This window comes from Acinetobacter sp. NS-4 (assembly GCF_037402435.1).
Taxonomy (GTDB): domain Bacteria; phylum Pseudomonadota; class Gammaproteobacteria; order Pseudomonadales; family Moraxellaceae; genus Acinetobacter.
Genome location: NZ_JBBEUE010000011.1, coordinates 62,589 through 85,111 on the forward strand (window position 1 = coordinate 62,589; position 22,523 = coordinate 85,111).

Here is a 22,523-nt window from a genome sequence, read left to right on the forward strand (position 1 = left end):
AAATCTTAAACACAGTGGAATTCAATTAAACTATTATGCGTTAAGAAAGGATGAAAGTATTGCCTAATCGGCAAATATTTTTTATATGCGCGAGCTACAAAGGGAGAACCTATACAATGGGTTATAAGAAGATCGTTGTTCCTGTAGATGGTAGCAAAATTACCGTAAATGCAGATTTGTCACTCAATGTTCCAAACAATCCTATTATTCCTTTTATTGAAGGCGATGGTATTGGGGTGGATATTACCCCAGCAATGAAAGCAGTGGTTGATGCTGCGGTGCAAAAAGCTTACGGTGGCAAACGTTCGATCGAGTGGATGGAAGTATATTGCGGCGAAAAGGCAGATAAAATCTACGGTACTTATATGCCGGAAGAAACTTTTGAAGCACTTCGTGAGTTCGTTGTTTCTATTAAAGGTCCATTAACTACTCCCGTTGGCGGTGGTATCCGTTCTCTCAATGTAGCATTGCGTCAAGAATTAGACCTATACGTATGTGTACGTCCAGTGCGCTGGTTTGAAGGTGTGCCTTCTCCAGTTCAACACCCAGAATTGACTGACATGACGATCTTCCGTGAAAACTCTGAAGATATCTATGCGGGTATTGAATGGAAAGCAGATTCACCAGAAGCTAAAAAAATTATCAAATTCCTGAAAGAAGAAATGGGTGTAACTAAAATCCGTTTTGAAGAGAACTGTGGGATCGGTATTAAACCGGTCTCTAAAGAAGGTACGCAACGTCTGGTTCGTAAAGCCATTCAATTCGCGATCGACAATGACAAGCCAAGCGTGACTTTGGTTCACAAAGGCAACATCATGAAGTACACCGAAGGTGCATTCAAAGAATGGGGCTATGAAATCGCGCTTGAGCGTTTTGGTGGTGAACTTCTGGACGGTGGTCCATGGGTTAAAATCAAAAATCCTAAAAATGGTAAAGATATTATTATTAAAGATGTCATTGCTGATGCGTTTCTGCAACAAATCCTGATGCGTCCTGCTGATTATTCAGTCATTGCAACACTGAATCTGAATGGCGACTATATTTCTGATGCCCTTGCTGCTGAAGTAGGTGGTATCGGGATTGCTCCTGGTGCAAACATCGGTGGTGCAATCCAGATGTACGAAGCCACTCACGGTACTGCGCCTAAATATGCAGGACAAGACAAAGTAAACCCGGGATCAATCATCCTTTCTGCTGAAATGATGCTGCGTGACATGGGCTGGACTGAAGCTGCTGACTTGATCATCAAGGGTATTTCTGGTGCGATTGCCAATAAAACAGTGACGTATGATTTTGAACGCTTAATGCCGGACGCGACTTTGTTGCGTTGTTCGGAATTTGGTCAAGCGGTCATTAACAACATGGAATAAGTCATATGACTTGAGAATGTGTTAGAAAAAACCTGCGCATGTCGCAGGTTTTTTTATGCTTACAGAAAACTTATTTCATTAACCAAGAGCGAAACCCTATGATGAAATCTGAAAAATAGGATGAATATTTAAACTTTATGTTCCCGCATCGAAACATGGTTAGCAAGATAGTCTGCATAAACCTGATTGCAACTTTTGTGCTTATTTCCGGCTGTCAGCCTCCAGCATCCGGTGATGCAGCAGGCATGCGTTATCCCATTTTATATATGCAATTACAAAAAACAGATTTGCCTACACAGCTACCAATTCCAGTGGAAAATATTAAACCCCGACAAATACAGGACACCTGGGGAGCCGCGCGTAGCGAAGGGCGTAAGCATGAAGGTATTGATATTTTTGCCAAACGTGGAACAGCTGTACATAGCACCACTCAAGGCATTGTATTGCAGATGGGAAGCAATCATATGGGCGGAAAAGTGGTCTGGATTATGGGGCCAGATTTAAGCCGGCATTATTATGCTCATTTAGATGATTATGCAGGCCAGATCCAGGCAGGAGATTGGGTGGAAGCCGGTCAAGTGATTGGTTATGTAGGCAATAGCGGTAATGCCAAAAATACCCCGCCACATTTACATTATGGAATCTATATGAAAGGACAAGGTACTATTAATCCTTATCCATATTTAGCGCCATCTTCCTGAATAAAAACAGGTTATGTTTGCTCACTGGTCTTGAATTTAGCCGGGCGAGTATTCCAGGCCAGTTGCAAGGTTCCCAATAATAGAACCACTGCAGCCAAGATAAACTGTTGATGATAAGTCACGCCGAAATGTTGCAGGGTACTAAAACTTAATCCGCCAATCAGCTGCACAGAGGCAAAACTGAGTGTGGCAATGCTCCAGAGCTTTTTATACGCCAGACCATACAGTTGTAGGATGGTATAAGAAGTTAGAAAGACCACTGCCGGATTCAGCATGCCGGTAAAAAAGGACGAGGCAAAAGTCAGCAGCGGACTGGTGTTTAAAGTGGCAATGAAAATTGCCAGGATGTACAGGCTATAAAGAATTTTCAGGGCAGTAAAATTGCCAAATTTTCTTGCCAGTGAGTAAGCAGCAAAAGCTCCCAAAGCACTGCCTAAGCCATAAAGAATCCAGTTAAAGTTGATCCAGAATAGGTTCAGTCCCAGTTCATGGCTCAAGTAGTCAATCCAGAACAATGAGTGCGGAATATAGGCAAATGCACTACAGGCATACACAATCAGCAAGCTATAAAAGATCGTATTCAGTGGGGTTTTAGATTGAGTCTGAACTGTTTGTGCAGACAGATGATGCTTAAATTGTTGCAGCAAAATACTTAAGCCACCACAAATAACCAGCGCGAACCCACATAAAATAAGCCAGGCTGTCTGTATGGAAATCTGGTCCAGATAAGGCAGGAACAGTGTAGCCAATAATACTCCAAGGCCAATTCCGCTAAAGCCAATAAAATTGATTTTAAAACGGTCCTGAATCTCACAGCACTGCGCGACGATACTAGGCGAAAGAATCATCAACAAGCCACCACTTATTCCCGAAATCACACGCCACACGATATACCAGGCCTGCGGAAAACTTGCGAAAGCACAGCACATTAAACTGAACATGCCGGCAATTGCGGCAATCTGAATATATTGGGTCATGCTTTTGTTTTGAGGCAGTCGCATGGCTGCAAAAGCACCCATTAAATAGCCCAGCAAATTGGCACTGCCTAAAAGACTGGCAAAACCTGTTGACCAATCAAATGCTTCACGTGTGCTGGGTAATAGCGCGGTATAAGAGAAGCGCAAAATACCAATCCCTAAGCACATGCTTAAACATAGAAAAATACTGAGCTTGATATTGTTTGAGGACATCCATGTGCTCGCAGCTATTTCGCGTTAATTCATCACAATAAATAACATGAGTGTCCAATAATGAATAGGACCAGTACGAAGAAATACTATAAAAACTTGGCTACACGCGTTATTAAGTAATATTTAAGACTACTTTTATAGCATTGTGGGACATATAACCCTTTATTTTGAAAATTGAATTTTTTCAATAAAGGCATACAATGCCGCTACTTTATTGTACTTGTTTGAATTATGAATTTTTCATATCGCGCTGATATTGATGGCTTAAGGGCTATCGCTGTTTTATTGGTGATTTTTAACCATATCGGATTGTCTTTCTTTTCTGGAGGATATATTGGTGTCGATGTCTTTTTCGTGATTTCAGGTTATTTAATTACCATCATTTTAACCCACGAGATTCAGTCCAAACGATTTTCTATCGCACGATTTTACAAGAAGCGTGTGGTACGTTTAGCACCGGCTTATTTTACCGTACTCAGCGTTGTGAGCATCATTGCCTGGCAGGTCATGCTGCCTGGAGATCTGACCCAATATTTTGATAGTGTCATGTATGCCACCTTGCTGATGGCAAATATCTATATGCGCAATGAAGTGGGCGATTACTTTAGCCAGACTGCCGAAGGGATTCCTTTATTGCATTTATGGTCGCTGGGGGTAGAAGAGCAGTTCTATATTTTCTGGCCCTTGTTGTTATTGCTGTTTGTAGGAAAAGCATCGCGTAAATATACCTGGGCGATCGTCACGACATTAATCATAACCTTATTGCTTTATGCCCAGCACAAATTAACTCAAAATGCAGAGAAGGCGTACTATAGTATGCCGGTTCGTGCCTTTGAGTTGCTTATTGGTGCATTGATTGGCTTTCTGCCACAGCTCAAACTGCCAAAAAAGATACTGCAAATTCTGGTTTGGCTAGCTTTAATCACATTGTTTGCAGCAGCAGTGTATTTTAACAAACAGACGCCATTTCCTGGAGCAATGGCCCTCATCCCGTGTCTAGCGACAGCGTTGATTATTTATTTAGGGCAATGTTCACCCTCAAGTAATTTATTGTTGAGCAATCGTTTGAGTACCTGGATTGGAAGAATTTCTTATCCTTTGTATCTATGGCATTGGCCAATTATCGTGTTATTCGGCATTTATATGCGGCCTTTAACCGCAGAAAATCAGGCCGTGATTGTAGTATTGTCCATTATATTGGCATTTTTAACTTATCAGCTTATTGAAAAACCAAGCAAACGTTTTGTCATGGCAGCGAATTATAAAGTGATTATCATCGGTTTTCTGGTGCCAGCCCTGAGTTTTATTGCCATTGCCAAGACCATCAATATCAATAAAGGTTTTCCAGACAGGTTTCCACAGTCTATTTATATCAAGCAAGAAGCACTGAATTCATTTGCGCATGTAATTCGAAATAAATGTATGGATATTGAAGATCCGGAAGCTTTACCGGATCAGGATGATTGTGTATTGGGCAAAGCCAAAGCCAACATAGATTTTTTATTGCTCGGTGATTCTCATGCCAATGCTTATACCGCGATGCTGGATGTATGGGCTAAAGATGCGAATTTGCGCGGCTATGATGTCACACAAAGTTCGACTTTCTATCTGCCGGGAGTACGGCGTTTTGAATCTAATTTTAATCGCTGGGAAGAGCTGAGCGAGTTTAAATTAAGAAATGAGGCCATTACTGCGCATCTTGCAAAAACCCATTATCCAACCATTATTTTAGCGGGTTCATATGTACCGTATTTTGGTCATGAAGTGAAGCTGGAAGATGGTATTCATCATTCCAATGCAGAAATATTTAAAATGGGTTTTATGAAAGCATTGAAAATGGCCTATCAGGCCAGTGATCAGGTTATTCTGCTGAATGATGTCCCTCGGTTAGATAGAGATGGGGTGCCGGCAGACTGTAATCTTCGCAATGAAATTTTACATACCCATGCGCCATGTAGTGTCTCAAGAAAGAATTATGAGGCACAGCTACTACAATTTAACCGAATTGTTGCAGAGGCAAAACAGCAATACCCTGACTTGAAAATCATTGACCCGACCAAGGTCATCTGTAATCAGCAAGAGTGTAAAATTATGATCAATAATGTGCCTTTATATCGAAATAAAGACACGAACCATATTAATAATCAAGGCTCTCGGCAATTGGGCATTGCATATTTAAAACAGTTTGGTAATCCGCTGAAGGATTAAAAAACAGCCATAAAAAAACCGCGTTTGATAACGCGGTTTTTTTATCTATCTGGGAAACTAGAAAATCAGCGCATTTTGGAAAGGAAACGACCTAAGCGGCCAATCGCTTCACGAAGTTCATTTTCGGCAGGCAAGAACACCACACGGAAATGATCTGGAGTTGGCCAGTTGAAACCGGTTCCTTGCACCAGTAACACTTTTTCAGCACGCAATAAATCGAGCATGAATTTTTCATCATCTTGAATTGGATAAATTTCAGGATCAAGACGCGGGAAGCAATACATGGCACCTTCAGGTTTTACGCAACTTACCCCTGGAATGTCATTTAACATTTCCCAGGCAATATTGCGTTGTTCATATAAGCGGCCACCCGGACGAATCAGGTCATTGATGGACTGATAGCCGCCCAAGGCTGTTTGAATGGCATATTGCGCCTGATGGTTGGCACATAAACGCATAGATGCCAACATGTCTAAGCCTTCAATATAATCCATGGCACGTGATTTATCACCGGTAATGGCCATCCAGCCTGAACGGAAGCCGGCAATACGGTAGGCTTTAGACAAGCCATTAAAAGAAATACAAAGCTGGTCACCTGCAAGTGCGGCGACCGCGACATGTTCAATGCCATCGTAAATGATTTTGTCGTAAATTTCGTCAGCAAACAAAATCAGGTCATATTTTTTTGCAAGATCAACGATTTGTTGCAATATATGGCGTGGGTAGACCGCACCGGTCGGATTGTTTGGATTGATAATCACAATACCGCGGGTATTTGGCGTGATTTTACTTTCCATATCCGCAATATCCGGATACCAGAAGTTTTCTTCATCACATTTATAGTGAATTGCGGTACCGCCAGACAGGTTGACTGCAGCTGTCCATAATGGATAGTCCGGCATTGGAACCAGCATTTCGTCACCATCATCCAGCAAGCCTTGCATCGCCATCACGATCAGTTCAGACACACCATTCCCCACATACACATCGTTGACATGCATGTTGAGAATGCCTTTTTGCTGATAATACTGGCAAATGGCTTTGCGCGCAGGGAATATCCCTTTTGAGTCGGTGTAACCAACAGCATTAGGCAGGTTTAAAGCCACATCATTAATAATTTCTTGTGGCGCTTCGAAACCAAATGGGGCGGGGTTTCCGATATTCAGTTTAATAATCTTATGCCCGGCCTCTTCCATTTCGTTGGCCGCTCGTAACACAGGTCCGCGAATGTCGTAGCATACATGCTCGAGCTTAGACGATTTTTTAATTTCGCGAGGGGGTTGGAAAGTGTTCGGCATTTTGATGTTCTCGGAAAGAGTGGAGGTCACTTTTGCATAACGATATAAATAACTTTTAAATGTCTCAGTTGTGACTAGATCGAGATTATGTTCATCTCTTAGTAAAGCAACAATTTTTTCATGCGTAAATCCTAGCTGTTGATACTGTTTAATCACAGGTAGTAGATTTTTAAAAATTACGCTCTTTTTTTGCGACATTTTTTAATCCTGAGCAAGAATGGTACTAAGCCTACCACTAAATTTGCTCACAAAAAAGCATTTAATAAATAAAATGCTTACTTTGTTTTTTATTTTTGCTTACTTTTTGCTTTTTTAGATATTATATGTCTTTTGTAAAATGTTAAATAAAGACTAGAATTTTTAAAATGAATCACGTAAATATAGGATTATCCTATTTTAAATAGCAAGATAGAAAGGTGCGTAATCATGGGAAAACTCAGTAAATCAGACAGAGAATGGCAAAGAGAGTTATCACCTGAAGAATTCCGTATTACACGTCAAAAGGGGACGGAGCCAGCATTTACCGGTAAGTACTGGAATACTAAGCAAACAGGAACCTATCTTTGCCGTTGTTGTGGCGAAGAATTATTCTCTTCCGAAACCAAATATGACAGCGGCAGTGGCTGGCCAAGTTTTTATCGTCCTGTAAATAGTTCAGCTGTTGAAGAACATCAGGATTCGACCCATGGTATGGTCAGAACGGAAATTGTTTGCCATCATTGTGGCGCGCATTTAGGGCATGTTTTTGAAGATGGCCCACAACCTACAGGATTGCGCTATTGCGTTAATTCAGCTTCTTTAGAATTAAAAACACAAGAAAAAAATGATGAGGAAACCTATCCATGACCAACATTTATCAGTTTGAGGCTGAGTTGTTAGATGGAAAAAATAAATCATTTGCCGATTATCAGGGCAAAGTTTTATTGATCGTAAATACTGCAAGTAAATGCGGTTTTACTCCCCAGTTCGCAGGTCTTGAAAAGTTGTATGAAAAATACAAAGATCAGGGATTAGAAGTTTTGGGTTTTCCTTGTAATCAGTTTGGTGGGCAAGATCCCGGTTCGAATGAACAGATTGGTGCATTCTGTCAAAAAAATTATGGTGTGAATTTCCCGATGTTTGCCAAAGTGGATGTTAAAGGACCTGAAGCACACATCATCTTTCGCTATTTAACCAATAATAGTAAAGGGGTCTTGGGAAATGGCATTAAATGGAATTTCACTAAGTTTTTAATTAATAAAAAAGGTGAAGTCATTAATCGCTATGCACCCACCACCAAGCCAGAAGATCTGGAAATGGATATTGAAGCGGCTTTGACCAAGTAATTTTGATAATAAAAAACATATAGGGCGATCCATGGATCGCCTTTTCTCATTTTATCTGCTGGGTTTAAGTGGATGTGCAAAAAAATTATCCACTGTTGTAGCAGTGGATAATAGTTGATCTTATTGCTTATTTAACCCATTAAAGAATGGCTTTCAAACGCTGAATGGCTTGTTCACATTGTGCGATATCGGCAACCAATGCCATACGGACATGATTTTCACCTGGATTGCCTTGTTCAGTATCACGTGACAGATAACGACCTGGTAACACTTTAATATGGGCTTTTTCCATCAGTATTTTGGCAAAGGCTTCATCATTGTCCACTTTTAGCCAGTAATAGAAGCCTGCATCCGGTTTTTTCAGTGGCAATAAATGACCCAGCTCATTCTGGAATAATTCAAATTTGGCACGGTACAGCTTACGGTTTTCTTCCACATGTGCTTCATCATCCCAAGCGGCAATAGAGGCCAGTTGATGCTGAACCGGCATGGCAGCACCATGATAGGTACGATATTGCAAATAAGGTTTAAGCAATGCAGCATCACCTGCGACAAAGCCTGAACGCATGCCTGGCAAGTTTGAACGCTTGGAAAGGGAGTGGAACACGACACAGTTTTTATAGTCATCACGACCAATTTCAGCGCAAACTTCAAGCAAACCTACAGGCGCTTGGTCAAACCAGAGTTCCGAATAACATTCATCTGAAGCAATCACAAAGTTATATTGGTCTGAAAGTGCAATCAGTTTTTTGAACTGCTCTTTTGACAATACCGCACCGGTAGGATTACCCGGCGTGCAGACAAACAATAATGCGGTTTTTTCCCACACTTTTGCAGGAACGGCATCAAAATCACCGAGATAATTGTTTTCTTCGGTGCAGTTGATGAAGTACGGTTTTGCGCCTGCAAGCAAGGTTGCACCTTCATAAATTTGATAGAAGGGATTCGGCATCACCACATAAGGGGCATCTTCGCGGTTGATTAAAGCCTGAACAAAAGAAAAGATGGCTTCGCGAGTACCGGATACAGGCAGAACATGGTTTTCAGCGCTAATGCTATTCAGCTTGAAGCGACGGGTTAACCAGTTGGCAATGCTTTGACGTAGTTCAGGCAAACCTTTACTGTTCGGGTAAGTCGATAAATGTTTGAAGTTGTCAATAATGGCCTGTTTCACAAACTCTGGTGCAGGATGCTTTGGCTCACCAATCGATAATGGAATGAGTGGTAAATCTGCAGGTTGAATCCCCAGAAAAAGTTTATTTAACTTTTCAAAAGGATAAGGATGTAATAATGACAAACTAGAGTTCATGAAATCGGTACCGCGTAAATTTAAGTTAATGTTGGCCAGAGACAAGATTTGAGGCTTCATCCAGTGCTAACTTCAATTGAGCAGCAAAAGTTTTAGCTTCTGAATCGGACATTGGGATGCCATCTTTTTTAGTGACAAAGAAAATATCTTCTGCACGTTCACCCAAGGTCGCAATTTTAGCAGAATGGATATCTAAACCTTGCATCATAAATAAACCACCTACTTTGGCAAGTAAACCCGGATGGTCGAGCGTTGAAATTTCAACCATGTTTTGTTGAAGTGCAGCATTCAGGGTGATATCCACGGTATTTTCAATATCAAAATGGCGTAATTGGCGTGGAATACGACGTTGCATCAGACCAGGATATTTGTCCGATTGGCTTAAAGCTTTAACCAAAGCCTCAATCACGGTTTCTTCACGTTCCGGGTCGGTGAGCAAGGTGCCAAAACGGTCAAGCACCACATAGGTATCCAGGCTAAAGGCGGTTGATGCAGTAATAATCCGTGCATCTTGCACGTCCAGATTCATCCGGTCAAAAATCGCCACGGTAGTGGCAAATAAATTGGGTTGATCCTGAGTGTAAATAAAGATCTGTACCGCATCTTGTGCTGACTGACGATGGGCACGCATCAATACCAGAGGTTCCGGATTATTGCCATGTTGCAAAATGGCACGGGTATGCCAGGCAATTTCATCGGCTGATTCTTTAATGAAGTATTCATCACCGAGCTCTTGCCAGACTTTTTCTACCTCTTCGAGCGCAAAGTCATTGACCAGCATTTCACTGGCAGCAAATTTGGTGTCTTCAATCAGCATTTGATAATCCACCGGATGTCCAAGACCGGTACGAATCACATCACGCGCATGAGTATACAACTGACGCATCAAGGACGCGCGCCAGGTATTCCATAGTTTTGGATTGGTCGCGTTGATGTCGGCAACGGTGAGTACATACAGATAATCCAAATGCTCCATATCCCCCAGCTTTTGGGCAAAATCTTGCACCACATCTGGATCGGAAATATCTTTTTTCTGTGCCGTCATCGACATCAGCAAATGATTTTGAATCAGCCAGGCCACCAGATTACATTCACGTTCGGTAAAGCCGTGGGTTCGACAGAATGCAATTGCATCTTCTGCACCCAGCTCACTATGGTCACCACCACGACCTTTGGCAATGTCATGGAATAAAGCAGCCAGATAAACAATGTCGCGACGGCGAAGACGCTGGAACACCGAACTGACCACAGGGAAGTCTTTGGCAAACTCGGGTTCCTTAAAGCGATTCAAATTACGCAATAACAATAAGGTATGGGCATCTACGGTATAAATATGGAACAGGTCATACTGCATCAGTCCCATAATTTGACCGAATGCCGGAATATAATTGCCCAATACCCCATAACGTTTCATCGCCACCAGTGTGTTATACAGGCGATGCGGTGAACGCATGATGGCCATGAATAGCGCTTGATGTTCAGGATTATTACGGTAGTTCTGGTCAATACGTTTTGCTGCAAGAGTCAAAAGGCGTAAGGTACGGGCACGGATGCCTTCAATTTCAGGACGGTTTGCCAATAAATAGAACAGTTCTAAAATTGCACTTGGACGTTCCGAGAAGATTTTATGGTGCTGAACTGCAAGTTTGCCATCAACCAGTTTGAAATTTGCATTAATTTCTTCAATCTTGCGCTCATAATTGGGTAAACGTGGTGTGATGACAGACTCGTTAAAATAAGCCAGCAACATTTCATTTAAGGTGGATACTTGTTGCGCGCTACGATAATAACGCTTCATGAACTGTTCGATCGGATAATTCGGTGATTTATTTTCTTCACGTGTATAACCAAATAGGGCAGCGATATCACGTTGATAATCGAACAATAAACGGTTTTCATCACGTTTGGTCAAACGGTGCAAATGATGGCGAATCTCCCATAGAAAACTTTCAGCTTCTTCTAATACACCCAGTTCAAAATCTGAAATAAAGCCTAAATGAACTAGGTCATAAATACGGTTGACCCTGAAGTGCCGTTTGGCAATCCAGCCAATCTGGTTGATGTCACGCAGACCGCCCGGTGCATTTTTAATATCCGGTTCCAGGTTGCTTTCGGTATTGTTGTGCTGAGCATAGCGTTTTGCCTGCTCATCCATTTTGGCATCATAAAAGGTTTTATCGGTCCAGGTTTGGGAAACAATACGGCGTGGCCATTTGGCTAAATTTGGGTTGCCCGTAATCAAACGCGACTCAATCAGCGCGGTCGCAACGGTTAAATCATTGGTGGCCTGTTCAACACATTCGAAAATGGTACGTACGCTAATGCCGGGTTTGAAATTACCAACATCCCAAAGTGAGGAGATAAAAGTGGAAATCAGTTTTTCCTGATCGGGGCTAATTTCATCTTCCGATAAAATCATGATATCCACATCAGAATAAGGCAGCATTTCCCGGCGGCCATATCCACCCACAGCAAACAGACCCAGATCGGTCTGATCAAGTTCAGCATGTTTCCAGAGAAACTTTAGGGCTTCATCAATCAGGTTGGATCGGGCCAAAATGATCTCTCGGATAGACTGTCCATTTTCAAAACTTTCCTGAAGCTGATTTTCAACATCGGTGCGCCATTGATTGATCGCCTGTATGTCATGGTTACTTTTAACGTAATTCAGCAGTGGAGAGGTATTGATCATGAACAGTGGTCCGTTAATAAGATAGCAAGTTTAGTTTTGTTTAACACTGACTAGAGATGCAGTCTCTAGTGCAAGTTCACGCGCCTGATCTGTGGTTTCAGCACGTGCAGTTGCAACCCCCATGCGACGACGTTTAAAACCTTCGGGTTTACCAAAAAGGCGTAAATCAGTGTTCGGATTTGTTAAAGCAAGATTTAAGCCAGAAAAAGACAAATTGGTATCATCAACGCCGGCATAAATGACCGCACTGGCTGCAACACTATGACGGGATGTATTCACCGGCAGACCCAAAATGGCACGCGCATGTAATTCAAATTCGCTCTGGAATTGCGATGCAAGGGTGACAAGCCCCGTATCATGCGGACGTGGAGATACTTCACTAAACCATACTTTATCGCCTTTGACAAACAGTTCCACACCGAAAATACCGCAGCCCCCTAAAGCTGTTGTGACTTTATGGGCAATGCGTTTAGCTTCTTCTAAAGCCGCCGGAGTCATGGCTTGCGGCTGCCAGCTTTCTACATAATCGCCAGAATCTTGACGATGTCCGATCGCGTCGCAGTACTGGGTTTCAATTTCACCTGTTTCGGCATTTTTGGCACGTACTGTCAGTAAGGTAATTTCAAAGTCGAAATCAATTTGCGATTCAACAATGACTTTACCCTGATTAACCCGGCCGCCAGTTTGCGCATATTCCCAGGCAGCATCGACTTCATCAAAACTTTTAACCCGTGATTGGCCCTTACCTGAAGAGGACATTACCGGTTTAACAAAGTTTGGATAGCCAATGTCATCACAGGCAGCACGGAAAGATTCTAGCGAGTCGGCAAAGCGGTAGGCAGAAGTCGGTAAGCCAAGTTCTTCAGCAGCCAGACGACGAATGCCTTCACGGTTCATGGTGAGGTTGACTGCTTTGGCAGAGGGAATCACGGTGGCAATATTTTGTTGTTCGATATCGACTAAAACTTGAGTCGCAATAGCTTCAATTTCAGGAACAATCAGATTGGGTTTAATTTTTTCAATCAGTTGTTTGAGTTCTTCGGCATCTGCCATGTTTAAAGTATAAGAATAATGGGCCACTTGCATGGCAGGGGCATGATCATAACGATCCGCAGCATGAACTTCTACACCTAGGCGTTGTAAGGAAATCACAACTTCTTTACCTAATTCTCCTGAACCTAACAATAAAACTTTAAACGCAGAAGGCTGAAGTGGAGTACCAATGGTCACGCTCATGTAAATCATCCATGCTTGATTTTATGGACTTTTAGCATAGCAGAACTGGTTTAAGAGTTAAGGTTTCGTTCACATAAATTAATGATATTGTCCAACAATTTTATTTATAAGTTATCTCTATTTTTAATTCACTCTAAGTCTCCCCTTTAAAAAGGAGAGACTTTTAAAATACTTAGAAGGAAACCGGCAGATAAGTATAAACCAATCCGTACGCAAGCGCTGCGGTTAAGGTCGCCGGGACAATTTTCTTAAACTTAAAATACAGACCCGCCAGGGTGAGAAAACCGACCAGCATGGCAAAACTTTTATTCGGACTTTCCATCAGTGGCGGTAGGGTAGCAACCACCAGCATGGAACTGATTGCAGCAATACCGATACTGCCTAAAGCAATCTTGATCCAGACAGCACCACGTTTTTGTGAATTCTGACGGCTTTTTTGAATGAGATAAAATGGCCCAAAACGCGAGGCAAAATTGGCAATCCCGACAATGATCCCGACCAGAATAATTTCAAGATTCATGCACCTCTCCAAATTCATCATCATATTGTTTTAAAACATAGTGTTTAAATAAGCCAGCCAGAATGCCAGAGAAAATCCCGATAAAAATGGCCGCCGATAAATTAATGAAATAGCAGGCAATAGCGGATACCACTAAACAGACCGTGACAATAAAGCTATGTTTTTTCTCAAAGGCAGCAAGCAGGAAACTCAGGAATAACGCGGGCAGCAAGAAATCCAGTGCGGCCTGTAAAAATTGAGGTAAGGCGCTGACCTGATCGGCAAATAAGCCACCTAAAAACGAACCTAAGGCCCAGGACATCCAGCTAAACAGGCTTAAGCCCAGCATCCAGGATTCTGACCATTCCTGACGGCGTTGCGAAAGTTTAATCATCCCCGCGGCAAAAACTTCATCGGTCAAGCCCCAAGCCCAGACAGCAGTTTTCTTTAAATTCAATTTGTCCTGGATCAGATTTTGTAAAGCTGGCCCGTAAAGCACGTGCCGAATATCTAAAGCAATCACGGTGAGGGCAGTCATCCAGATGGATGTGCCACTGCCCAGTAAAGCTACGACTAAAAACTGACTGGCGCCGGCATACATGGAACAGGATAAAAACAGCGCTTCCCAAGAGCTAAAGCCAAATTGGCTGGCCGAAACACCGAAAGCAAATGAAACAGGAAGATAAGTAAAAATAATGGCTTGGCTGTCTTTAGCACCTTGCCAAAAGCCAGCAGCTTGAACTGGAGGAATTTTGTGCTCAGACACGACACACCTTTGCGGGAGAGTTGAACAACGGGTCAAATGATGATTGAGTATTGTACTCGAATTCACTAGCATAGTGCCGAATTGTTTATCTGGGTGAGCCTGATATGTTGATGTTGAAGACACGTGGAATGCTGATTGTTTCTTTATTATGCAGTAGTGTTTTGCTGCAGGCTTGTGGAAATGATGGCAATAAAACTGAAAAAGCTGAAATTAAACCCGCACCTAAACTGACCAATGATGCAACCACTTATGCCAATGAAGCGTGGAAATTCATTAATCGGGTGGATGGTCTGGTATATGCAAAAAAAGTTGATGCCTTGGAAGAACAGGTCCGTAAACCGGCACGCAAGCTGAGTACAGATTGGCGCATTAATGTCAAAATGACTGATTCCGTAACTGAAGGGAAATATGCTTTATGCCGTAAGGCATTGACCAGTCTGGAAATTTGGGCACGTGAAACCATGGATCAATCCAGTTCAGTGGCGCAGAAACAGGCAGATTACGAGCGTGATAAGCAGCAATGTAAAGATGCAATCGATAACCCGGTACTTGGAAATACTGATCCGAAAAAAATCGGCTCTTAAAATGGAAATCAAAACGAGGCTTATGCCTCGTTTTTTATGTACTCTACTTTTAAAATATACTTTTACTTATAGTTTTAAGGGATGAATAAGATAATAAAACGATAATATGATAAATATATAAAATTATCGTTAAATGATAATTTGTGTATAATAATAACGATTTAATCTATTATTATTTTGATAAAAATCTAAATAATTTCTACTTAGTTGCTAATTAGGAGTAAAAAAGATGTTTAATAAAGTGTTTTTTTCAATAAGTATGGCTATCGCAATCAGCGCTTTTAGTCAGCTAGCGACTGCATCAGCACAAGTACAGGCTGTTCAATCTTCCTCAGAGAGCGAACATGAAGTTGCAGCATGCACCAATGGTTTTGATGATGTGAATGTGTGCCAGTTACTTTCATAAGATCTTATCTGTTCAACCTGCGAATGATCAGACAAGTCACTTCATTTGTTCTGGTTGGCGGTAAATATTTAAAGCTTAATCCTTACTTAATCTGTTGATCAACCAGTATTTTTACTTCAGTTGCCTGGAAAAGCATGGCCAATGCGATGTAGTTCCGCCAAGTTTAAAATTTCAATTTTCTTAAAAGATAGACGCAAAATATTTTGCTGTTCTAAAGCTTGCAGTTCCTGATTGATGGTTTGTCTGGAACAGGTCAGCATTTGCGCCAGCTGTTCTTGCGATAAATGAATAACGTTTTTTTCAATGCTTAAATGATTGCCATATCCATTTAAAATAAACAGCAAGCGTTGTGCCAAGCGCTGGGTCATGTTTTGGGTTTGGATTGAAATTAGCTCTAAAAAAGCAAAGCGTAGTTTTTGACTGGTGAGTTGCGCAATGTGATACCAAAAAACTGGATGTTGTTGCAGCAGAAATTGTAGCGCGGTACTCGGTATATGCAGAATCAGGCTTTTTTGCGTGGCAATGGCATCATGGGAACGCGGCTTGGCATCGACCAGAGATATTTCACCAAACCACATAATCGGTTCTACAATGGCAGCAACTGCGGCTTTGCCATGAATATCAATATAGCCTAAGCGAACTGCACCTTCTAGAACGGCATAGATGCCATTAAATAAATCCCCAGCATGAAAGATGGTTTGTTCCTTGTCGAAATGCAGCTGCACAGCACTGTTCACAATAAAGTCCTTAAACAGTACAGGCAATTGGGTGAACCAGACATTTTGTTCTAAATGATCGATATAAATGGTCTCGAGCACGTTAATTCCTTTTTTTATTTGAGTTGTCGGCTAACTGACAACTTGTCCCTGGATTTTTTTATATAGTAGAACAATAAGTGGAGCAAGGAAGAATAACATGACCAAATTAGAACAGCTGTTAAGCCAGTATGCAGCTTATCACCTCGATCAAAAGAATATTTTTACCCATTTTATTGGCATTCCGCTGATTGTTTTTTCCATCGTCTGTTTGACTGCACGCGCAGGTATACTGTTTGCAGGCTTTGAACTGACCCTTGCCTTATTATTAATGATAGCAAGTTGCATCTATTATTTCATTCTGGACCGCATTTTCGGGATTGTCATGCTGGTCATTTTTGCGCTTATCTATCCATTAGCCTACCAGATTGCACAAATGCAAATGGCGAGCTGGTTCAGCTTGAGTATCGGCATTTTCGTGGTGGGCTGGCTGTTTCAATTTGTTGGTCACTACTATGAAAAGAAAAAGCCGGCATTTTTTGATGATGTGATTGGTCTGGCGATCGGCCCTTTATTTGTGTTGGCAGAATTTGTGTTCTTGTTGGGATTGCGTAAAGATTTAAAGCAAAGAATGGTAGTTGAGGCACGCAAACAACGTGCTGAAATGGATGCCAAGATGGTGAATTTTACTTAGCTTAAAAGCTTCAATATAAAAAAGCCGGTTTATTAAACCGGCTTTTTTTAGCAATTATGGTTTTGGTTTGCTCATCTCGGTATTGGCTTTGTTCATATCCATTTTTGCTTTGTTCATTTCAGTGTTGGCTTTGTGCATATCTTTTTCTGCCGGTTTGATCATATTGCTATGTTCTTTTGCGGCATGTGCTTTGCTTTTTTCATGCTGCGTAGCAGCATGTTTTTTGGCTTCTTTTGTAGTAACACATGTGCCGCCTTTATGATTTGGACCTGTACCACCCGTCATGGTCATGCCTTTAGGGCAAGCAAATGCAGTGGCACTAAGCATTGTGAAGATCGCTGCGGTAAAAATTGTGCTGAGTTTTTTCATTGCTATTATTCTTTGAAAACAGGCATCAGTACCTGTATGTAAAATAGGCAAATTTTATTCACAATTGAGTTGTAGAATCGTTGCTGAAAAGCAATAAGTTACAGTGAAATTGTTGGTGTTTTTTGGGTTTTAAGCAGGTTTTAAGTTTGAGCTGCTGAAACTGAAATAATAGGCCAGATAAAATAGCCTAAGGCCTAAGTTTAATGAGAAAAATAACCAAGTATATCGATGTGCAAATCGTCTATGCTGTTTTAATGCGCATTGATGATTGGACACAGGGCTAATTCTCCAGACAAACCATCGTCAGACCAAGTAGTAATAATTTTAGTAATAATTTAAAGATTTACCCATGATCTAGCCTGCTTGTTCTGAAGCGGGTACTGATATTGGCTATTGAAAAAGTACATTAAATCTAACGATCAATTCACATGCTATACCGATCTTACTGAAAGATAAGCATTCGGCTGATTGAGACAATAAAAAACCCCAATAATGGGGCTTTTTTATTAAATCACGAATTAAACATTAAAACGGAAGTGCAGAACGTCACCGTCCTGAACCACGTAAGTTTTACCTTCCAGACGCCATTTACCAGCTTCTTTCGCACCAGCTTCGCCGTTGTATTGAACGAAGTCATCATAAGCAATACATTCAGCACGGATAAAGCCTTTTTCAAAGTCAGTGTGAATCACACCGGCTGCTTGTGGTGCAGTTGCACCTACTTTCACAGTCCAGGCACGAACTTCCTGTACACCTGCGGTGAAGTAAGTTTGTAAGCCAAGCAAGCTGTAACCGGCACGAATCACGATATTCAGACCTGGTTCTTCCATACCCATAGCTTCCAGGAATTCAGCACGGTCTTCATCTTCAAGCAATGAAATTTCAGCTTCAATCTGGTTGCAAAGCGGAACCACAATCGCATTTTCTTCGGCAGCCAATTTTTTAACCGCTTCTAGATGCGGGTTATTTTCAAAACCATCTTCAGCCACGTTGGCAATGTACATGGTTGGTTTTAAAGTCATTAAACCAAAACCACGTACCAGTTTACGTTCATCATCATCAAGGTCGGCTGCACGTGCAGGTTTGCCTTCATCTAGCAAAGGCAAAATTTTGTCTAAAACAGCTTTAGTAGCAACGGCTTCTTTGTCGCCACTTTTAGCTGATTTTGCTAAACGTGTTACTGCTTTGGTTACAGTTTCCAAATCAGCAAGGGCAAGTTCAGTATTGATGGTTGCAATATCATCCAACGGGTCGATTTTACCGTTCACGTGAATGACATTTTCATCTTCAAAACAACGCACGACGTGTGCAATGGCATCGGTTTCACGGATGTTGGCAAGGAACTGGTTACCCAGGCCTTCACCTTTAGATGCACCAGCCACAAGACCGGCAATATCCACAAATTCCATGGTGGTTGCAAGCACACGTTGTGGTTTAACGATTTCCGCAAGTTTGTCCATGCGTAGGTCAGGTACAGGAACGATACCGGTGTTCGGTTCGATGGTACAGAACGGGAAGTTTTCTGCAGCAATGGCAGCTTTAGTCAATGCATTGAAAAGTGTAGATTTACCAACGTTCGGCAAGCCGACAATACCGCAATTAAAACCCATGAAAAGACTCACAACGTGTTATATAAAAATTGCCGATGATTTTACATGAAAGCCATGACAAAGTCAGGTCATGGCTAGATGGTTTGTTGAAAACTCCTAAAATCGGACAGCTTAAATTTTACGTTTATCCAGTTGGCTGGAGATTGAATCGCCCGCGGCCTGAACCAGCATCACAAGAATCACCAGCACCACAATCACGGCGAGCATGATTTGCATATCAAAACGCTGATAACCATAACGATAGGCAATATCGCCCAAACCGCCTGCGCCAATGGCACCGGCAATGGCGGATGAGTTGATCATAGTCACCAAAGTCACGGTAAAGCCTGCCACAATTCCGGGCAGTGCTTCAGGTAGCAGCACATGCCAGATAATCTGTTTGCGGTTACAGCCAATGGCTTGTGCTGCTTCAATCAGACCCTGATCGACCTCGCGTAAGCTGACTTCGGCAATACGGGCAAAGAAAGGGGTGGCCGCCAAGGTTAAGGGGACAACTGCTGCCCATACACCATAGCTGGTGCCAACAATCCAGCGGGTGAGTGGAATAAGAGCCACCATTAAAATCAAAAACGGGACCGAACGGGTAATATTCACGATCCAGCCCAAGCCCTGGTTGATGCTTTTAGAGGGATAAATACCGTGTTCGGCAGTACTGACTAAAATCACAGCGATAGGCAAGCCAATGATAAAGGCAACAATAGCGGACACACCGACCATCAGCAAAGTATCAATTGTTCCGGTCAGTAATAAATCAATGAGCTGGTCGTGCATAGCCAATGACCTCAATCTGTGCAATGTATTGTTTTAATTTTTGTTGAAGTAAGCCGGTGTTAATATTCAGATCAGGCACCGCTACAATAAAACTTCCGACCAGATGCTTCTGGATAGTATCAACATGGCTCTGATATAAATGTACCGGCGTTTCAAACTGATCAAAAATAAGTTTCAGATCAGGTGAATGTTGAACATCGGAGGCATAGCGCAGTTTTAAAATGCTATGTGAACTTTCAGAAATCACATTCGGGCTGATGGCAAAAGGTAAATCCAGCTGTTCCAGATTTAGCAATTCTTGGGTAATTTCTTGCTGTGGATTGGAAAACACCGACCAGACTTCGCCAGATTCGACAATTTCACCATGTTCAATGACCACCACCTGATCGCAGATTTCACGAATCACCTGCATTTCATGGGTGATCAGCACAATGGTAATACCCAGTTTCTGATTGATTTCTTTCAGTAATGACAAAACCACTGAAGTACTTTCCGGGTCTAGGGCAGAAGTCGCTTCATCACATAGCAAAATTTCCGGATGATGCACCAAAGCACGGGCAATACCGACACGCTGTTTCTGGCCGCCAGATAACTGCGAAGGATAGTGCTGTGCCTTTTCACTTAAACCGACCAGTTGCAGCACTTCATTCACACGTGCATCAATGTCTGATTTTTTATAATTCGCGACTTTGAGTGGCAGGGCAACATTTTCCCAAACTGTTTTCGCTGACATTAAATTAAAGTGCTGAAAAATCATGCCAATGCGCTGACGCAACTGGATCAGTTCGGCATGTTTCAATTCTGCCAGATCCTGCTGATGAATATGGATATGACCTTCACTGATTTGCTCCAAACCATTTAAGGTGCGTATCAGTGAAGATTTACCGGCACCACTTTTCCCGATAATGCCAAAGATTTTACCTTCAGGAATATCTAGATTAATGTCTTTTAAGGCATGAACCGAGTTACCCTGAACATCATAATATTTGTTCAGATTTCGGATTTTGATGTGCGGGACAGAGAAGTCCACCTGAGAACCAAAACTCACCATCGTTTTCTCCTTATTTCCAGCCCGGGAACCACATGTTCTTACCAAAATCTTTGTCTAAAATATTTTGAACTTGTGATGAGTTTTGAAAGGCGTGAATGAATTTTTCTAACTTTTGATTTTTGTCTTGATAATCTTTACGCGTAACAAAAAGGATGGCGTATTTCTTATCAATTGGATCTAAAAACAAAGCACTGTGTGGATCGGCTTTTTTAGCCATATTTAAATAATGGGGGAAACCAAAAATCAGATCCGCATCGTCATATGCAAGTGCTGTTTGAGGACCTTCAACTTCTAAAAATTTGAGTTGCTTCGGATTCGCCACAATATCTTGCAGGGTTGACAGTTCATTGTTGCTGTCTTTGATTTGGATCAGCCCTGAACGATGCAACAAAATCAATGCACGAGCCGAGTTAACAGGGTCACTTGGAATAACCACACGTGCATTTTGTGGCAAGGCATCTAAAGATTTATATTGCTTGGAATATAAACCTACATGGCTGCCACTTCCTATGCCGAAAGCATGTAAGTCGTAGTTGGTTTGTTTAATCGCATTCTTTAAAAACACGCTTTGCTGAAAAAAGTTGGCATCAATATCACCGTTTTGTACTGCCACATTGGGTGCCTGCCAATCTGAAAATTCAACCAGTTTGACATGAATGCCATCTTTCTCTACTTCTTTTGCAACTGTCTGTAATAGTTCTGCATAGGGTGGGCTAATACCAATCGTCAGAACATTATCCTGTTGCTGGTTTTGCTCATAACGATAGGCAAACAATCCTGCAATGACTACAACTATAGTGAGGCCAATCAGCAGATTTTTAATATTAAGCTTGGAAATTTGAGACATTGTTTAAACCCTTATTTCCAGCCCGGGAACCAGAGTTTGGCACCGAAATCTGCATCCAAAGCCTGTTTTACCTTCGGCGAGTTCTGATAGATTTCGACAAATTTCTTCAGTTTGTCATTCTTGTCTTGATAGTCCTCACGTACCGCAAACAAAATGGCATAACGGTTGTCCTTGTTAGAGTCAAATAACAAAGCTTGTTCCGGATCTGCTGTTTTTGCCAAGCGCAAATAGTGCGGGTAGCCAAAAGCCAGATCTACATCGTCAATGGCACGAGCCGTTTGAGGGCCTTCGACTTCAACGAACTGTAAGTTTTTCGGATTAGCTGCAATGTCTTTTAAGCCAGACAAGTGGTTGTTTGGATCTTTAAGGGTCACCAGTTTTGCCTGTTGTAAAAGTAATAGTGCACGTCCCTGATTCACTGGATCGTTTGGAACCACAACTTTCGCACCATCTTTTAACTCATCAAAACTTTTGATTTTCTTTGAATACAAACCGACATGTGTTGCTGCGCCTTTAGCGAAGGCCTTGATCTTAAAGTCTGTTTCTTTTTTAGCATTGTCTAAAAAAGGCTGGTGCTGAAAGAAATTGGCATCAATATCGCCATGATTAAGCGTGATATTCGGTGTATTCCAGTCAGAGAATTCCACCAGTTTCACGTTCAGACCTTGCTGCTTGGCTTCATCAGCTGCGACCTGTAAAGGCTTGGCAAAGGATGGACTAATGCCAATCACCAGTTCATCTGAACCGGATTTCTTTTGTTGATTCCAGACCACCAGTCCGATAACCACTACCGCAATAATCACCCCAATAATGGTGAATTTAGTTTTAGCGCTTTGTGCCAT

Annotated in this window: 22 protein-coding genes; 8 read left to right on the plus strand and 14 right to left on the minus strand. The window is 41.9% G+C overall.

Features of this window, described 5'->3' with window-relative positions; all coding sequences use genetic code 11:
• The first annotated feature begins 116 nt into the window (after positions 1 to 116).
• Positions 117 to 1,370 (plus strand): NADP-dependent isocitrate dehydrogenase, encoded by a 1,254-nt coding sequence (gene icd / locus WAE57_RS10175; RefSeq protein WP_337710551.1) that lies wholly within the window; start codon positions 117 to 119, stop codon positions 1,368 to 1,370.
• A gap of 155 nt (positions 1,371 to 1,525) precedes the next feature.
• Positions 1,526 to 2,071, plus strand: a complete 546-nt coding sequence (locus WAE57_RS10180; RefSeq protein ID WP_337710552.1) for a M23 family metallopeptidase — start codon at positions 1,526 to 1,528, stop codon at positions 2,069 to 2,071.
• Positions 2,072 to 2,082: 11 nt separating this feature from the next.
• Here WAE57_RS10180 and WAE57_RS10185 read toward each other — a convergent pair whose 3' ends face one another.
• Positions 2,083 to 3,261 carry a YbfB/YjiJ family MFS transporter gene (locus tag WAE57_RS10185; protein WP_337710553.1) on the minus strand — a complete coding sequence of 393 codons (1,179 nt, stop codon included), beginning with the start codon at positions 3,259 to 3,261 and terminating at the stop codon, positions 2,083 to 2,085.
• A 231-nt stretch (positions 3,262 to 3,492) separates the two neighbouring features.
• On the opposite strand from WAE57_RS10185, the gene WAE57_RS10190 reads away from it, so the two are divergent.
• Complete coding sequence (locus tag WAE57_RS10190) at positions 3,493 to 5,469, plus strand: acyltransferase family protein (RefSeq protein WP_337710554.1); 1,977 nt, start codon at positions 3,493 to 3,495, stop codon at positions 5,467 to 5,469.
• A gap of 65 nt (positions 5,470 to 5,534) precedes the next feature.
• On the opposite strand, the gene WAE57_RS10195 is transcribed toward WAE57_RS10190, so the two are convergent.
• On the minus strand, positions 5,535 to 6,965 hold the full coding sequence (locus WAE57_RS10195) for a pyridoxal phosphate-dependent aminotransferase (RefSeq protein WP_337710555.1): 1,431 nt from the start codon (positions 6,963 to 6,965) through the stop codon (positions 5,535 to 5,537).
• A gap of 228 nt (positions 6,966 to 7,193) precedes the next feature.
• On the opposite strand from WAE57_RS10195, the gene msrB reads away from it, so the two are divergent.
• Together msrB and WAE57_RS10205 are read left to right on the plus strand one after the other, a co-directional pair.
• Positions 7,194 to 7,613, plus strand: a complete 420-nt coding sequence (msrB, locus tag WAE57_RS10200; RefSeq protein ID WP_086175922.1) for a peptide-methionine (R)-S-oxide reductase MsrB — start codon at positions 7,194 to 7,196, stop codon at positions 7,611 to 7,613.
• On the plus strand, positions 7,610 to 8,092 hold the full coding sequence (locus tag WAE57_RS10205; RefSeq protein ID WP_337710556.1) for a glutathione peroxidase: 483 nt from the start codon (positions 7,610 to 7,612) through the stop codon (positions 8,090 to 8,092). Before msrB ends, WAE57_RS10205 begins: the two co-directional genes overlap by 4 nt.
• A gap of 139 nt (positions 8,093 to 8,231) precedes the next feature.
• Here WAE57_RS10205 and dapC read toward each other — a convergent pair whose 3' ends face one another.
• The 5 genes from dapC to WAE57_RS10230 all read right to left on the minus strand — a co-directional run bounded on the left by dapC (position 8,232) and on the right by WAE57_RS10230 (position 14,594).
• Entirely contained in the window at positions 8,232 to 9,401 is a 1,170-nt protein-coding gene (dapC, locus tag WAE57_RS10210; protein WP_337710586.1) for a succinyldiaminopimelate transaminase, read from the minus strand.
• Positions 9,402 to 9,426: 25 nt separating this feature from the next.
• Positions 9,427 to 12,093 (minus strand): [protein-PII] uridylyltransferase, encoded by a 2,667-nt coding sequence (gene glnD, locus WAE57_RS10215; RefSeq protein ID WP_337710557.1) that lies wholly within the window; start codon positions 12,091 to 12,093, stop codon positions 9,427 to 9,429.
• Between the two features lie 30 nt (positions 12,094 to 12,123).
• On the minus strand, positions 12,124 to 13,338 hold the full coding sequence (gene purT / locus WAE57_RS10220; protein ID WP_337710558.1) for a formate-dependent phosphoribosylglycinamide formyltransferase: 1,215 nt from the start codon (positions 13,336 to 13,338) through the stop codon (positions 12,124 to 12,126).
• 163 nt (positions 13,339 to 13,501) lie between these two features.
• Positions 13,502 to 13,849, minus strand: coding sequence for an L-valine transporter subunit YgaH (gene ygaH / locus WAE57_RS10225; protein WP_337710559.1), 348 nt, complete (start codon positions 13,847 to 13,849; stop codon positions 13,502 to 13,504).
• A complete protein-coding gene (locus WAE57_RS10230) occupies positions 13,839 to 14,594 on the minus strand; it encodes an AzlC family ABC transporter permease (protein WP_337710560.1) in 756 nt (251 codons plus the stop codon). Before WAE57_RS10230 ends, ygaH begins: the two co-directional genes overlap by 11 nt.
• Before the next feature lie 104 nt (positions 14,595 to 14,698).
• Here WAE57_RS10230 and WAE57_RS10235 point away from each other — a divergent pair, with 104 nt between their 5' ends.
• On the plus strand, positions 14,699 to 15,178 hold the full coding sequence (locus WAE57_RS10235; RefSeq protein ID WP_237786572.1) for a hypothetical protein: 480 nt from the start codon (positions 14,699 to 14,701) through the stop codon (positions 15,176 to 15,178).
• Positions 15,179 to 15,407: 229 nt separating this feature from the next.
• Positions 15,408 to 15,584 (plus strand): hypothetical protein, encoded by a 177-nt coding sequence (locus tag WAE57_RS10240; RefSeq protein ID WP_337710561.1) that lies wholly within the window; start codon positions 15,408 to 15,410, stop codon positions 15,582 to 15,584.
• Between the two features lie 116 nt (positions 15,585 to 15,700).
• Here the strand turns inward: WAE57_RS10240 and WAE57_RS10245 are convergent, their stop codons facing one another.
• Positions 15,701 to 16,402 (minus strand): Crp/Fnr family transcriptional regulator, encoded by a 702-nt coding sequence (locus WAE57_RS10245; protein WP_337710562.1) that lies wholly within the window; start codon positions 16,400 to 16,402, stop codon positions 15,701 to 15,703.
• A gap of 97 nt (positions 16,403 to 16,499) precedes the next feature.
• Between WAE57_RS10245 and WAE57_RS10250 the strand changes: the two genes are divergently transcribed.
• Complete coding sequence (locus tag WAE57_RS10250) at positions 16,500 to 17,033, plus strand: Mpo1-like protein (protein ID WP_337710563.1); 534 nt, start codon at positions 16,500 to 16,502, stop codon at positions 17,031 to 17,033.
• Positions 17,034 to 17,087: 54 nt separating this feature from the next.
• Here the strand turns inward: WAE57_RS10250 and WAE57_RS10255 are convergent, their stop codons facing one another.
• From WAE57_RS10255 to WAE57_RS10280, 6 genes are all read right to left on the minus strand, one after another.
• The gene (locus WAE57_RS10255) at positions 17,088 to 17,402 is read right to left on the minus strand and encodes a hypothetical protein (RefSeq protein WP_237786568.1); all 315 of its coding nucleotides are present in this window, start codon (positions 17,400 to 17,402) and stop codon (positions 17,088 to 17,090) included.
• A 518-nt stretch (positions 17,403 to 17,920) separates the two neighbouring features.
• Complete coding sequence (ychF, locus tag WAE57_RS10260) at positions 17,921 to 19,012, minus strand: redox-regulated ATPase YchF (protein WP_086175911.1); 1,092 nt, start codon at positions 19,010 to 19,012, stop codon at positions 17,921 to 17,923.
• A 111-nt stretch (positions 19,013 to 19,123) separates the two neighbouring features.
• Positions 19,124 to 19,783, minus strand: a complete 660-nt coding sequence (locus WAE57_RS10265; RefSeq protein ID WP_337710564.1) for a methionine ABC transporter permease — start codon at positions 19,781 to 19,783, stop codon at positions 19,124 to 19,126.
• Complete coding sequence (locus WAE57_RS10270; protein WP_337710565.1) at positions 19,764 to 20,834, minus strand: ATP-binding cassette domain-containing protein; 1,071 nt, start codon at positions 20,832 to 20,834, stop codon at positions 19,764 to 19,766. Before WAE57_RS10270 ends, WAE57_RS10265 begins: the two co-directional genes overlap by 20 nt.
• A gap of 10 nt (positions 20,835 to 20,844) precedes the next feature.
• Entirely contained in the window at positions 20,845 to 21,681 is an 837-nt protein-coding gene (locus WAE57_RS10275; RefSeq protein ID WP_337710566.1) for a MetQ/NlpA family ABC transporter substrate-binding protein, read from the minus strand.
• Between the two features lie 11 nt (positions 21,682 to 21,692).
• Positions 21,693 to 22,523: a MetQ/NlpA family ABC transporter substrate-binding protein gene (locus tag WAE57_RS10280; RefSeq protein WP_337710567.1), complete on the minus strand. Its 831-nt coding sequence runs from the start codon at positions 22,521 to 22,523 to the stop codon at positions 21,693 to 21,695.

Coding starts and splice junctions, on each gene's coding strand:
- icd (WP_337710551.1), top strand. CDS start 117: ATGGGTTATAAGAAGATCGTTGTTCCTGTAGATGGTAGCAAAATTACC.
- WAE57_RS10180 (WP_337710552.1), top strand. CDS start 1,526: ATGGTTAGCAAGATAGTCTGCATAAACCTGATTGCAACTTTTGTGCTT.
- WAE57_RS10185 (WP_337710553.1), bottom strand. CDS start 3,261: ATGTCCTCAAACAATATCAAGCTCAGTATTTTTCTATGTTTAAGCATG.
- WAE57_RS10190 (WP_337710554.1), top strand. CDS start 3,493: ATGAATTTTTCATATCGCGCTGATATTGATGGCTTAAGGGCTATCGCT.
- WAE57_RS10195 (WP_337710555.1), bottom strand. CDS start 6,965: ATGTCGCAAAAAAAGAGCGTAATTTTTAAAAATCTACTACCTGTGATT.
- msrB (WP_086175922.1), top strand. CDS start 7,194: ATGGGAAAACTCAGTAAATCAGACAGAGAATGGCAAAGAGAGTTATCA.
- WAE57_RS10205 (WP_337710556.1), top strand. CDS start 7,610: ATGACCAACATTTATCAGTTTGAGGCTGAGTTGTTAGATGGAAAAAAT.
- dapC (WP_337710586.1), bottom strand. CDS start 9,401: ATGAACTCTAGTTTGTCATTATTACATCCTTATCCTTTTGAAAAGTTA.
- glnD (WP_337710557.1), bottom strand. CDS start 12,093: ATGATCAATACCTCTCCACTGCTGAATTACGTTAAAAGTAACCATGAC.
- purT (WP_337710558.1), bottom strand. CDS start 13,338: ATGATTTACATGAGCGTGACCATTGGTACTCCACTTCAGCCTTCTGCG.
- ygaH (WP_337710559.1), bottom strand. CDS start 13,849: ATGAATCTTGAAATTATTCTGGTCGGGATCATTGTCGGGATTGCCAAT.
- WAE57_RS10235 (WP_237786572.1), top strand. CDS start 14,699: ATGTTGATGTTGAAGACACGTGGAATGCTGATTGTTTCTTTATTATGC.
- WAE57_RS10240 (WP_337710561.1), top strand. CDS start 15,408: ATGTTTAATAAAGTGTTTTTTTCAATAAGTATGGCTATCGCAATCAGC.
- WAE57_RS10250 (WP_337710563.1), top strand. CDS start 16,500: ATGACCAAATTAGAACAGCTGTTAAGCCAGTATGCAGCTTATCACCTC.
- WAE57_RS10255 (WP_237786568.1), bottom strand. CDS start 17,402: ATGAAAAAACTCAGCACAATTTTTACCGCAGCGATCTTCACAATGCTT.
- ychF (WP_086175911.1), bottom strand. CDS start 19,012: ATGGGTTTTAATTGCGGTATTGTCGGCTTGCCGAACGTTGGTAAATCT.
- WAE57_RS10265 (WP_337710564.1), bottom strand. CDS start 19,783: ATGCACGACCAGCTCATTGATTTATTACTGACCGGAACAATTGATACT.
- WAE57_RS10270 (WP_337710565.1), bottom strand. CDS start 20,834: ATGGTGAGTTTTGGTTCTCAGGTGGACTTCTCTGTCCCGCACATCAAA.
- WAE57_RS10275 (WP_337710566.1), bottom strand. CDS start 21,681: ATGTCTCAAATTTCCAAGCTTAATATTAAAAATCTGCTGATTGGCCTC.
- WAE57_RS10280 (WP_337710567.1), bottom strand. CDS start 22,523: ATGGCACAAAGCGCTAAAACTAAATTCACCATTATTGGGGTGATTATT.